The 12,003-nt window shown below is 58.3% G+C and carries 10 protein-coding genes and 2 pseudogenes; 7 read left to right on the top strand and 5 right to left on the bottom strand.

Going from position 1 to position 12,003, the window contains the following annotated elements; translation table 11 throughout:
- Window positions 1–54: 54 nt before the first annotated feature.
- From C8029_RS11360 to C8029_RS11345, 4 genes are read right to left on the bottom strand one after another with little or no spacing between them, the layout of a single operon-like run.
- A complete protein-coding gene (locus C8029_RS11360) occupies window positions 55–1,266 on the bottom strand; it encodes an OpgC family protein (protein ID WP_157789846.1) in 1,212 nt (403 codons plus the stop codon).
- Window positions 1,238–3,046: a glucans biosynthesis glucosyltransferase MdoH gene (gene mdoH, locus C8029_RS11355; protein ID WP_009573993.1), complete on the bottom strand. Its 1,809-nt coding sequence runs from the start codon at window positions 3,044–3,046 to the stop codon at window positions 1,238–1,240. The genes C8029_RS11360 and mdoH overlap by 29 nt, the downstream gene beginning before the upstream one ends.
- A gap of 3 nt (window positions 3,047–3,049) precedes the next feature.
- Window positions 3,050–3,292 carry a hypothetical protein gene (locus C8029_RS11350; RefSeq protein WP_152002920.1) on the bottom strand — a complete coding sequence of 81 codons (243 nt, stop codon included), beginning with the start codon at window positions 3,290–3,292 and terminating at the stop codon, window positions 3,050–3,052.
- Complete coding sequence (locus C8029_RS11345) at window positions 3,277–4,935, bottom strand: OpgD/OpgG family glucan biosynthesis protein (RefSeq protein WP_152002919.1); 1,659 nt, start codon at window positions 4,933–4,935, stop codon at window positions 3,277–3,279. The genes C8029_RS11350 and C8029_RS11345 overlap by 16 nt, the downstream gene beginning before the upstream one ends.
- Window positions 4,936–5,352: 417 nt before the next feature.
- Here C8029_RS11345 and C8029_RS11340 point away from each other — a divergent pair, with 417 nt between their 5' ends.
- The 7 genes and pseudogenes from C8029_RS11340 to C8029_RS11315 all read left to right on the top strand — a co-directional run bounded on the left by C8029_RS11340 (window position 5,353) and on the right by C8029_RS11315 (window position 11,724).
- Window positions 5,353–5,997, top strand: a complete 645-nt coding sequence (locus C8029_RS11340; RefSeq protein ID WP_009573996.1) for a paraquat-inducible protein A — start codon at window positions 5,353–5,355, stop codon at window positions 5,995–5,997.
- Window positions 5,964–6,598: pseudogene (locus C8029_RS11335) on the top strand (paraquat-inducible protein A). The gene C8029_RS11340 and the pseudogene C8029_RS11335 overlap by 34 nt, the downstream one beginning before the upstream one ends.
- 10 nt (window positions 6,599–6,608) lie before the next feature.
- Window positions 6,609–6,824 (top strand): annotated as a pseudogene (locus C8029_RS23115) (paraquat-inducible protein B); the annotation flags it as partial.
- 80 nt (window positions 6,825–6,904) lie between these two features.
- Window positions 6,905–8,713: an MlaD family protein gene (locus tag C8029_RS11330; protein WP_502707595.1), complete on the top strand. Its 1,809-nt coding sequence runs from the start codon at window positions 6,905–6,907 to the stop codon at window positions 8,711–8,713.
- A 5-nt stretch (window positions 8,714–8,718) separates the two neighbouring features.
- Window positions 8,719–9,279 carry a PqiC family protein gene (locus C8029_RS11325; protein ID WP_152002918.1) on the top strand — a complete coding sequence of 187 codons (561 nt, stop codon included), beginning with the start codon at window positions 8,719–8,721 and terminating at the stop codon, window positions 9,277–9,279.
- Between the two features lie 150 nt (window positions 9,280–9,429).
- A complete protein-coding gene (locus C8029_RS11320; protein WP_152002917.1) occupies window positions 9,430–11,397 on the top strand; it encodes a methyl-accepting chemotaxis protein in 1,968 nt (655 codons plus the stop codon).
- Complete coding sequence (locus C8029_RS11315; protein ID WP_009574001.1) at window positions 11,398–11,724, top strand: hypothetical protein; 327 nt, start codon at window positions 11,398–11,400, stop codon at window positions 11,722–11,724. It begins immediately after the preceding gene.
- 75 nt (window positions 11,725–11,799) lie between these two features.
- On the opposite strand, the gene C8029_RS22395 is transcribed toward C8029_RS11315, so the two are convergent.
- On the bottom strand, window positions 11,800–12,003 hold a 204-nt coding region (locus C8029_RS22395; RefSeq protein ID WP_226946312.1), incomplete at its 5' end, for a hypothetical protein.

The following is a 12,003-nucleotide window of genomic DNA, read 5'->3' as shown; positions in this document are numbered from 1 at the left end:
GCCAAAAGTCGCCGCTTTGCAGATAAGAAAATGGCCCGCAGCACCGCTTGAAAACTACCCGACCCGCGCCACGGCGGGCTTGGCCAATTGCCATTTGATCCGGGCAAAGCCCATTTGCACCGCCAAACCGACAAACACATAGGCCAGGTCAAAGATCCACGGATCATAGATCAGCGCCGCTTTGATCGACTGGCCGAGGATCGACAAAACCGTGCCAAGCGCAAAACAGCCAAGACCAAACCGCCCCATCAATTGGATCGGCCAAACCCAACGGCTGGCAGAGAGGTGTGTCACCCAATTTTGCGTCGAGAGGAAATATACCAGTGCCAACACATGGATCAGACGCGGGGCGGCAAGAAAGGTTTTGTCGAAATTGGTGATGTAAAATGGCGCCCCAAGGCTGCGCAAAACGCCCAACCCGCTGCTGCCAACCTCACGGATCGCGTCGATTTTCATCCAGCCCAGAATGAGCACCAAGATCGTCAGTGACAGCCATTTGGCCCAGGCCACATTTGGCACCAACCGCTGACCCGCCTTCAACCGCATCCCACAGGCAAGCCCGATGGCAAAGAGGAATTGCCACGCGAACGGGTTGAAAAACCAACCGCCGGGATTGGGATAGGCGGGCACGTTGAGGCGGGTTTCACCGGTGAAAATCCAAAGCGCGAATGACCCGCCCAGCATGATCCAGATATTGCGTTGCCCGACCAGGATCATCACCGGCGTCATCAGCAACAAGGCCGCATACATCGGCAAAATGTTCAGATAGCCGAACTGATGGCCCAATGTGGCGATCCCAATCGTCGCTTGCACCGGGGCTTTCATCCACGGGCCAACGTTGTTGACCTTCCACATCTTGTCGGCGCCGAACCAATAGGCCGCGCCCAGCATGATCGCCAAAGAGATCACGGAAATCACCAGATGCACGGAGTAAAGCGTCCAGGCCCGGCCCCAACATTTCGCCACAGCCCGCCACAACGGCAAACGCACAAAGGCCAAAGGATAAGCCAGCCCCGCCGCCATCCCGGACATGAAAACGAACCCTTCGGCCGCATCCGAGAAGCCGAAATTGCGATTGGTAAGGACCTCAAGCGGGTTGCCGGGCACATGGTTGATGAAAATCATCACCAAGGCGAGCCCCCGGAAAAAGTCGAGCCTGGGGTCTCGTGCATTCGGGCCACGAGAGGATACGGGCACGCCAATCGGTGCGGAGGAGGACGGTTTGGTATGGGACATATCAGGCAGGGATTTCAGCCACTTGGGCATTGGGCACGACGACACTTGGGGAAGTGTCATCCCAAAGCGCGACAATCCGGCGATGATCGGTGATGACCTGCGGCAGGGCGGTTTCTTCCGGCGTCAGAAACACCGGCGGGTGAGAGGGCTTTGATGTCATCCAGATCACCAAAGGCGCCACCACCAAGGGTACGCCAATCGGCAAAACCCAAAGCATCAGGTTGGGGGCGAAACTATGGGTGAGTGCCATCACCACGATGCCCCACAGTTGAATCCACCACCCGGCGGCATAGGCCTCGGGAAATGTCAGCCGCCCGTCACCACGTGTCTGCGCTGGCCAACCGCCATCGCGCCCCATCACCACCTGCATCACCGCCCGGGTTTGCCACATCAACATGATCGGCGCGTTGATCGAGGATTGGATGAGCTCGGTTATCATGCTGCGCAGGGCCGTGACTGTACCGCCAAACTCCGCCACCCGCCCACGCGCGATGGCATCGAGTAGGATCAACACTTTGGGAAAAACCAAAAGGCCAAAGACACCCACCGCAACCCCCACCGCTTTCGAGGTTTGATCAGAGGGAAACACCGGAAACAATTGGAACGGTTCAGGAAAGAAATCCGGTTCAGGCGCGGTCGCAGTGGCGTAGAGGTTGGAGGCCAGAAACATCACCCAAAACAGCGGCGCGACGTAGCTGAGGATGCCTTGGAAAAACACGAACCGCGACCAGCCCTTGAGGCCCGGCGCAGAAATCACCCGGATATGTTGTAAATTGCCCTGACACCAGCGCCGATCGCGTTTGGCGAAATCAATCATGTTTTCGGGGCCTTCCTCAAAAGACCCCGCCAAATCTGGATCAAGTCGCACCCCCCATCCGGCGCGCGCCAAAAGCGCCGCTTCGACGTAATCGTGGCTGAGGATATGACCGCCAAAGGGCGGCGGGCCGGAGAGTTCGGGCAGCGCACAGCTTTCCGCAAAGGCCCGCACCCGCACCATGGCGTTGTGGCCCCAAAACGGGCCCGTGACGCCTTGCATCGCGGCCTGACCCTGGGCAAAGACCGGCGAATAGAACCCGGCGGAAAATTGCATGGCACGGCCAAAGCGCGAGCGCGCGCCGGTGATGCGCGGCAGGGTTTGCAACAGACCAAGCTCGGGGGCCGCCTGCATCCGGCGCACCATTTCAACAATGGTTTCGCCTTCCATCAAACTGTCGGCATCCAAGATCAGCGCGAAATCATATTGCCCGCCCGAGGTCTCAAAAAAGTCCTGAATATTACCCGCTTTGCGGCCAATATTGCGCGCCCGTCTACGGTAGAAAAACCGGGGGGCTTTCCCTAAGGCGACCCGCGCGTCTTGGCCGCGGTCAGACCAAAGATGCACGAACCACCGCTCTTCTTCGGGCCCCACTCGGTCATTTTGCGTATCAGACAGGATAGCAAAATCAAATTGTTCGGCCACACCAAGCCGGGTGAGCGAGACGTCCATCGCCGCCACGCGGGCAAAAACCACCGCAGGATCTTCGTTATAGACGGGCATCAAAATCGCGGTGCGGGTCGTAAGCGGCGTGTTCAGATATGCGGGGGGGTTTCGGGCCGAAATAAGCCCCTCCACCGATTGCATCGCGCCCCAAGCCAGCCAAAATGTCGTGATAAACACAAGCGCAGCCCGCACACCATCGACCATCTGATAGCCGTCCGCCGCGCCGAATTGCAAAAACAATGCCGCCGCGCCGATCCCAAGGCCAACACTGATCAGCAACGCCAAAGCACGCGCAGAACGCGCGCCGCTGGGGGACGTCGATTGGCTCATTGGTTATCTGCCACGCGCAGTGCGACCGATACCGGAGGCGAAAACCCCGATGAGGCGCGACAAAAACGGTGTCTGTGCCACGGCCTCCGCAAGGGGCCGTTCGATCACCTGCCGGGGCATCGCCAAAGGCGCATGAGGCAGACGCGCCGCACGCAAAATCTCCGCGTGACGCGTACCGATGGCCCGCGCGTGTGCGTCCTGCGCCGCATCAGAAAGAGACCCTTGCATCATCATGTGCGTACCCATTGATAAATCCATGTTTCCGTCAGTTTCCGTCCAAAGCCCGCGACATGGGCGACAAGTTCAACCAGCCGCTCATTGCCGCCATCGACATCAATCACCAAACGCCAGCGCGTGGTGTTTTCAATTTTGGAGAGGGCGATATGTTGGATTTTGCCGCCAGACAGGGTCACGACCGGCTCCATCTCAGCATCCGCAGGCAGCCCCGCCATCAACCCACCGTCAAAATCAATCACAAATTTGCGCAACGAGGCTTTCGCGCCCGAGACGCCAGACGTGCCGCCTTGGCCCGCCAAAGTGTTGACAATCCATGCGCGGTCCCCGTCGCGGTCGGTGCCAAGCGCCCCCCACCGCAGACGATACACATATTCACGCGTCTCGCCCGCTTTCGGCTTCTCAGACGGCACCCAGAAGCTGACGATGTTGTCATTGCCTTCCAGATCGGACGGGATTTCCACCAAACGGATAGCGCCCGGGCCCCAATCGCCCTGCGGTTCGATCAACACAGAGGGGCGGTCCTGATAATGCGCCCCGGCGTCTTGGTAATCCTCAAACGCCCGGTCGCGTTGGATCAGACCGAAGGATTTGAGGTTCGGTTCGCTCAGATACGAGCTTGCCAGACGCGGCGGGTTGTTGAGCGGACGCCAGAGCACATCGCCGTCGCGACGCACCACCATCAGGGCGTTGCTGTCATGGACTTGCGGGCGATAATCGTCAAAGGCGTCGCTATTCTTTTCGTCGAACAAGAACATCGAGGTCAGCGCGGCCACGCCCAATTGTTCCACATCGCGGCGGAAATGCAGCTTGGCGGTGACATCAATCACCGTTTCCTCGCCCGGACGGATAACAAACCGATACGCGCCGGTGCAGGACGGGCTTTCGAGGGCTGCGTAAAATACCACGGTGTCCTGGCCGACGGCAGGACGTTCGAGCCAAAACTCAGTGAAGCGCGGGAATTCTTCTTCGCCGCTCAACCCGGTGTTGATGGCAAGCCCCCGCGCCGACAGGCCATAGCTGCTGTCACGCGCCAAAGCGCGGAAATAGGAGGCGCCAACAAAGGCCACCAATTCGTCGAACTTATCAGCGCGATTGAGCGGCGAGTTCAACCGAAAGCCAGCCACACCGGGCAAGGCGACATGGGGCGACACGCGCGCGGCCAAGTCTTCATAATAGAGGAAATCGTCAGTGGAAAACGCCATCGGCACCTGCATACCGTCCACGACCTCATGGACCGTCACCGTGTCTTTGTACAACCAACCGGGATGAAAAGCGTGAACCTGAAACAACACGCCCTCATCGCGCCAGCGGGCACGCAAGGGGTTGAACTGGATCTTACGGTAGTCGTCGTAATCGAGGTCCGTGATCACTTCGGCCGCGGCAACAGGGGCCTGATAGTCAGACTGCGCCGCCTCAGAGATCCGCGCATCGAGCCAGTCAAACGAAAACGGCTGAGGGCCGATCGGTTCGGCCACAGGTTCGGGCATGACCTCCGGCACAGGCGTGCTGACGGCTGGTGCATCCACCGTTGGGTCCACGTCTTGTGCCCAAGCAGTGCGCGCCAAGGCGACGGCGGCCACAGACCCCGACAGCGTGGCAAGAACGGAACGACGGGACAGGCCCGCATCAGAAGAGAGTGACTTTACTGACATTGCGCAAACATTGAACCGAACTGGCTTCCCGACTTGGTTTCTCGACTCTGGTTTCCCAGACTCACATCATCCCTGCATGCGACTCACTCGCATGACAGTTCCGTGACATCCGTCAAATATGTTTAGTTTCGCTGCACCGCCACATAAATCTGTAGAACCGTTTGAGAACTGGCGATTTTTCGCGAGTTTGTCAGGGGCGAAATCGGGGTTTTTCGCCGGTTTCGCGGAAAAACAAGGTTGCTTTCGCCTAAAGCGGCCTTTTATTCCCTCTCTGCGCGAAACCCCGCGCATTGCACGCGCCGAACGCGCAGATTGTCCCCCTATTGAACACCCCGCTATTGAGCATCAAAGCCCCAGGAGATCACGGCGGGGGCTGTGCCGCTTTTCAACACTTGCACGACAGGGTAGACTGATCCGATGACCGCACCCGCCTTTCCTCATATCCCTGACCTTGACGGGATGATGGCTTGTCCCGCCTGTGACGCTTTGCTGGTGGACCGCACTGTCTCGGTCGGAGCCACGGCCTCTTGCCCGCGCTGTCATACGGTGATCGAAGCGCCGCGACCCTTGGCGATGACCCGCATCATCATGCTGGCTCTGGCAGCGCTGATCCTGATGATTGCGGCGGTGTTTTTCCCCTTTCTCGAATTGGGTGCGGCGGGCATGGTCCGGCGCAGTTCTTTGTTGGACACGGTGATGGCCTATGCCACCGGATTGACCGCGCCGCTGACGCTGGCCATGGCTGCTTTGATTGTGGTTTTGCCCGTGACCCGGTTTTTGACACTGCTTTATGTGTTGGGGCCGATGGCCTTTGGCTGGCATCCGGCACGCCATGCGGTTCATGCGTTTCGAGTGACCGAAGCGTTGCGGCCCTGGGCGATGGCAGAGGTGTTTATCGTTGGCGTTGCGGTGGCATTGGTAAAAGTCGCAGGGCTGGCGCATGTCTCGCTGGGCCCGGCATTTTGGGCCTTTGTGGCGCTGGTCATCGTGACCGTGCTGAAAGATAATTTTATGAGTAGAGTGACCGTTTGGAAAACCTTAGAAGCGCGCCGCCGATCCTGACAGCCCGTGATGCGGGTCTGATCGGCTGCACCCATTGTGGCAAGGTGGACCGACCCGGCGTGGTGCGATGTGCCCGCTGTGGCGCCCGTCTGCGCCCGCGCGATGTCGATGGTTTGCAAAAGGTCTGGGCCTGGCTCATCGCCGGAATGGTCATCTATATACCGGCCAATCTCTACCCGATGCTTTCCACCGTAAGTCTTGGGAAAACCACGGAAAACACCATTCTCGGCGGGGTGATCGAACTGATGCACCACGCTCCTACGGCGTGGCGGGTATCGTGTTCTTCGCCTCCATCGTGATCCCGATCGCCAAGTTCATTGCGATTATTTACCTTGGCCTGTCGGTGACACGCAAAGTACGCATGCCGATGCATCGCCGTCACACCCTGTTTGAAATTGTTGAATTTATTGGACGCTGGTCGATGATTGATGTGTTTGTGGTTGCGATCCTTTCTTCGCTGGTGCGGTTGGATTTTGCTGCCACCATCACGCCGGGGATTGCGGCGGTCAGCTTTGCACTTTCCGTTGCCTTCACTATGATGGCCGCCTTGAGTTTTGATGAGCGTCTGATTTGGGACGCGCGTAACGAGGACGCAGAATGAGGGCAATGCCATGAGCGATGTGCAGCCAACAGAAATGGTGGTCGAAGGTCCGAAACGCTCGGCATGGCGCAACCTGTCCTATGTCTGGTTGGTGCCTTTGGCGGCCTTGGCCGTGACGCTTTTCATTGCCTGGCAAAGCTGGGCCGACCGGGGTCAACGCATTGAAATCCGGTTTGAAAACGCAGCCGGCATCACCGCAAATGAAACTGCTCTGCGCTACCGCGATGTCACCATCGGCCTGGTCGAAGACGTGGCCTTTTCCGCCGATCTGACCTCTGTCGTGATCGCGCGCGCATTGATCGGACGGTGGCGGAGTCCTTGCCCGCCGATGCCGAATTCTGGGTCGTGCGCCCCGAAGTCTCCGCCAGCGGCATTTCCGGCCTCTCCACCGTGCTTTCGGGCGCCTATATTCAGGCCGCCTTCGACCCCGCCCCCGGCGCAGGTGCCACCAAATTTGTCGGACGCGATGACACGCCCTTGGTCTTGCCCGGTATGAAAGGTACAAAAATCACCCTGCGCACGGCGTCTGGATCACAACTCACCCCCGGCGCGCCGATTTTTCACAAAGGCATCGAAGTCGGCAAAATCGAAAGCCCGCGCCTGCTCGACAATGGCTCGGGCGTGATGGTCGACGCCTTTATTAACGCGCCCTATGACACACGCCTCACCTCCGCCACGCGGTTTTGGCAAACCTCTGGCTTCTCAATCAATTTTGGCCCAAGCGGCCTTAATCTTTCGGTTGACTCGGTCGCCAGTCTTGTGCGTGGCGGGCTGGCCTTTGACACGGTGTTTTCCGGCGGCGGCCCGGTGCGACCCGGGCAGGTTTTTGATCTGTTCGAGGGCGAAGAACAGGCGCGCGACAGTGTGTTCAGCGAGACCATCGACAATGCTGTCGATTTGACGGTCGAGTTTGATGAATCCGTCAGCGGCCTGTCCGCAGGCTCACCCGTGCTGTATCGCGGCGTGCGCATTGGTGCGGTCTCTGATCTTGGTGCATTTATCGAAGACATGCCGGATGGCCCAAGCGTGAAGTTGCGCGCGATGATTTCAATTGATCCGCAACGCTTGGGCTTAGATGCCGATGCCCCCGCCGCAGAAACCATCGCGTTTTTCGCCAATGCCGTCAAAGGCGGGCTGCGTGCACGGCTGGCGTCGCAAAGCCTGTTCAGCACCTCGCTGGTGATCGAACTCGCGAATATCCCGGATGCAAGCCCGGCGATTCTTGGGATTTTCTCCGAATCCGCGCCACTGTTGCCCTCCGTGCCCTCCGATTTGCCGGATGTGGGCGCGACCGCAGAGGGGTTGTTGAAACGGGTCAATGACCTGCCGGTCGAAGAGCTGTTGGATCAAACCATCGCCACGCTTGCAGCCGTCGAAAGCCTTGCGGGCGACGAAACCCTGCGCGCGGCACCTGATGCATTTGTCGCGCTGTTGGATGACGCGCGCGGGTTGCTTGGCAGCCCGGACACGCAAGCGCTCCCCGCCGAGTTGAAAGTCGCCATTTCCGAGTTGCGCGCAGTGTCCGAAGAGTTGCGGCAAGCGGATGCGGTGGGCAAACTCGTGGCCGCCTTGGACGCCGCCGAAGAGGCCGCGACATCGGTCACAGACGTGGCCGCCGACATCGAAGGCGCCACGGCGGAGTTGCCGCAACTGGTGGCCGATTTACAAAAATTGACCAACAAGGCCAATTCGCTTGAAGTCGAACAATTCCTCGCCTCTGCCGGGGCGTTTTTGGACGGGGCGGATCGGTTGATCGACACGCCGGACGCCCGCGCCCTGCCCGCAAGCCTGACCGCCGCTTTGGATGAAGCTCGCAGCGCCTTGGCCGAATTGCGCGCCGGTGGCGTGGTTGAAAACACCAACGCCACGCTGTCGTCCGCCCGCGATGCCGCATCGGCGATTGAACAGGCGGCGCAGAGCCTGCCGGAACTGTCCGCCCGGATCGAAACCCTCGTGGCCGAGGCCGAAAAGACCCTTGCGGGCTATGGCAGCCAATCCAGTTTCAACCGCGAAACGCTCTCGTCCCTGCGCGAAGTGCGCGCGGCGGCACAAGCGCTGAGCAAGCTCGCCCGCGCCATTGAACGCAACCCCAATTCCCTCTTGTTTGGACGGTGACCGATATGTTTCGTTTTCTCCCGCTTGCCCTTTTGCTTTTGGCCGCCTGTGGCGGCACCGATCCACGCTATTTGATCGACACGGCCCCGGCCGAGACCGCAGCGCCGGTGCGGTTGCGCGTTGCAACCCTTGAGGTGCGCGAAGTGTCGCTCCCGGCCTATGCCGAGGAATCGCAAATCCTTTTGGAGGGCGGTGACGGCGCGTTGACCCCGGTCAAAGGCGCGGCTTGGGCGGATGAGCCTGTGCGCGCTGTGACGCTTTTGCTGGCCGATACCATTGGCCGCGCTGGGTCGGCCACAGTGGCGGCGGAACCTTGGCCTTTGGCCACCCCGGCGCAGGCGGCAGTCGAAGTGCGTGTCTCGGAAATGGTGGCGCGGGCTTCGGGCCAGTTTGACCTCAAAGGCCAGTTCGCGATTTCATCCTATGATCATATCGTGCGCGAACGGATCGTGCGGTTTGACATCGCCGTCCCGCTTCGCGACACCTCGCCCGCGGGCATTGCCGCCGCCTCTGGCCTTGCTATGCGTCAACTGGCGCAAAAGATCACGCAAGAACTGTCTCGCTGACCCACGATCCGGGGCATAGGCCTGACTGGAATGAGATGATGCCTTTGGGTTTGACCCCCAAATGCTCGCCCCCTCCCTTGGTCGAACGCTGAATGCGTTCTCGCATTGCAAAACGTGCATCAATGCACTGATTGTTAAGATGCTCCCCTCATGGTGTTCCCAAACGCCATACAATTCAAGGGGATCGAGATGATTCGCGCTCAGCTGTCAAAACTATCAGTCCGAATCTACGCCATCGTCGTGATTGCCGTTGTTCTGATCGCAGTACTTACACAAATTCTATTGAATCTCGCCTACAACTCCGCGCTCGCCATGCGTGAACAACACCTAAGTGATGTTGTAGATACCGCCATCGCGACCCTTATCGAGATCGACGATCAGGCAAAAGCCGGCGCTCTCACACATGAGCAAGCCATCGCCCTTGGTCAGGAGACCATGATGAAGATGCGCTATGGCGAAAGCGGTTACTTCTTTGTCTTGAATAACCAAAACATCATGATCGCCCATCCGATCAAGCCAGAGCTGAACGGCACCGATCAGACCGACATCAAAGACACCCACGGCACCTACATTTTCCAGGAAATGATCGAAATTGCCACCACCAAAGGCCGCGGTGCGTTGACGTATTACTTCGACAAACCGGACGGCAGCGGCGACGATGAAAAAATCAGTTTTGTGCGCGAATACGAACCTTGGGGTTGGATCGTTGGCACGGGCTCTTACATGTCTGACATCAATGATGATCTTACTGACATGAGAACCATCGGCCATGGCGTTCTGGCGGCAGCGCTCATCGCGCTCGGGCTCACCTCCGCTCTCCTTGTCCGAAGTGTCACGCACCCTCTTGACGCCTTGAAGGCACGTATGTCTGCCATGTCCCAAGGCGATACCCACACTGAAGTGCCGATGACCAACAACAAAAGTGAAATTGGCGAAATGGCCCGCGTCCTTGAAATCTTTAGGGTAGCCCTTGTTGAGCGTGCAGAACTTGCACAGGCTCAAATCGAAAAAGACGCCGCCATGGTGCGCGAACGGGAAGACGCCGCGGAGCGAGAACATCAGGCCAAACTCCGTGAAGCCGCCGTTGAGGAAAGCCGTCGCAAAGAACAAGAAAAGGCCCGCCAGGAAAAAGAGGCGGAGCGTGCCGAAGCCGAAGCCGAACGCGAACGAAACCTCAGAAATCAACAGCGCGTCGTATCAACGCTTGCGGCGGGCCTCGGCGCCATGTCACGCGGCGATTTGACCGTGCGTATCAACGAAGACTTTCCGCCTGAATATGTAAAACTGCGCACCGACTTCAATGATGCCGTTGAAAAAATCAGCCGCTTGGCCAGCACCATCGTTGAAGGGGCCGCCACCATCATTGGTGAAACCGACAACCTCAACAGCGCCGCGATAGATCTGAGCCGTCGCACGGAAACTCAAGCCGCCTCCCTTGAAGAAACCGCGGCAGCGATCACCGAACTTGCCGCTTCTGTAGACAGCTCAGCCCGCAGTGCAAAAGATGCTGCCGGCACGGTTGGCCAAACCAAAGACCGCTCAACGGCAGGGCGCCATGTTGTCCAGCGGACCGTCAAAGCCATGAACGACATTGCAGAAAGCTCAACCCAGATTTCCAAGATCACCAGCGTCATTGATGACATTGCATTCCAAACCAATCTCTTGGCCCTGAACGCCGGCGTCGAAGCCGCGCGAGCTGGCGATTCGGGCAGGGGCTTTGCCGTCGTTGCCTCCGAAGTGAGGGCCCTGGCACAACGCAGCTCCGAGGCGGCAAACGAGATTGCGAAACTGATCGAAACATCGGGGCGTCAAGTCGACGAGGGTGTGCAACTCGTGAATGCATCTGGGGATGCGCTCGCCGAGATTGAGACCCTTGTGGCAAGCTTGGACGGCCTTGTTCAGACCATTTCGACCTCTGCTTCTGAACAATCTGTCGGTCTCGCGGAAATATCAACAGCCGTCAGCCAACTGGATCAGGTGACACAACACAACGCGGCCATGTTCGAAGAGACCACCGCGGCCTTGCAATCCCTGAAAGCTCAAGCCACCGCCCTCGAGCGTGACAGCTCTGTGCTCAAAACGACAAATGAAGATGAAGAGGTGAGACTGGTCTCTTAAATGTCTCTCACGGCTGAGACTTGCACCAAACGCGCCTCCCCGCATGTCTCATCAGACATGCGGGAATTTGCTTTGCTGGAACATATAGCCCGAATTGGTCAAATTTCTGAGCGCATGGTGGCATCAATGGAGGTTTGCCGCCGGATGAAACAAATCCAGTTAAGCGAGTCGATCATCGAGTGGCGCATTCCAATGCCGCGCCGCAGCGTTTTGGCCCGACACTCGACGGCTGCGTCTATATGGGCGCTCAACGTCCCAAACAGCGAACGTGAGCAAGCAATTTCAAGATTTCACTCTGCTGCAGAGATCGAAACTAACAATCTGTAAAGTCATGACATTTCAGATTTGTAAATTTAATTTACACAAAGTGACGTACATTCGTGAAGTGATTTACAAATAAATCTATTTAATGCAGCAAGTTACGGGCATTTTCACATCAAACTCTGTAAAGCTGATCTGGAGGAAGGACTCTGCCTTGCGCAGGGTCACGTCAAGAATACGAGAACTGGGAGGCGACATGTCCGAAGACACCACCACAATGACCGTTCCTTCCGAGGCATTTGCTTCGAAGGCACATATTTCCGCAGAAAAATACACCGACATGTA

It is taken from the genome of Roseobacter sp. TSBP12, from assembly GCF_009129705.1.
Taxonomy (GTDB): domain Bacteria; phylum Pseudomonadota; class Alphaproteobacteria; order Rhodobacterales; family Rhodobacteraceae; genus Celeribacter; species Celeribacter baekdonensis_A.
Note: the sequence above shows the minus strand (reverse complement) of the source record. Positions and strands in the feature narration are given on the sequence as shown.

Excerpts from the sequence above, each read along its gene's own strand:
- C8029_RS11320 (WP_152002917.1), top strand. The coding sequence starts at position 9,430 with ATGGTGTTCCCAAACGCCATACAATTCAAGGGGATCGAGATGATTCGC.
- C8029_RS11360 (WP_157789846.1), bottom strand. The coding sequence starts at position 1,266 with ATGCCCAAGTGGCTGAAATCCCTGCCTGATATGTCCCATACCAAACCG.
- C8029_RS11340 (WP_009573996.1), top strand. The coding sequence starts at position 5,353 with ATGACCGCACCCGCCTTTCCTCATATCCCTGACCTTGACGGGATGATG.
- C8029_RS11325 (WP_152002918.1), top strand. The coding sequence starts at position 8,719 with ATGTTTCGTTTTCTCCCGCTTGCCCTTTTGCTTTTGGCCGCCTGTGGC.
- C8029_RS11315 (WP_009574001.1), top strand. The coding sequence starts at position 11,398 with ATGTCTCTCACGGCTGAGACTTGCACCAAACGCGCCTCCCCGCATGTC.
- C8029_RS11345 (WP_152002919.1), bottom strand. The coding sequence starts at position 4,935 with ATGTCAGTAAAGTCACTCTCTTCTGATGCGGGCCTGTCCCGTCGTTCC.
- mdoH (WP_009573993.1), bottom strand. The coding sequence starts at position 3,046 with ATGAGCCAATCGACGTCCCCCAGCGGCGCGCGTTCTGCGCGTGCTTTG.
- C8029_RS11350 (WP_152002920.1), bottom strand. The coding sequence starts at position 3,292 with ATGGGTACGCACATGATGATGCAAGGGTCTCTTTCTGATGCGGCGCAG.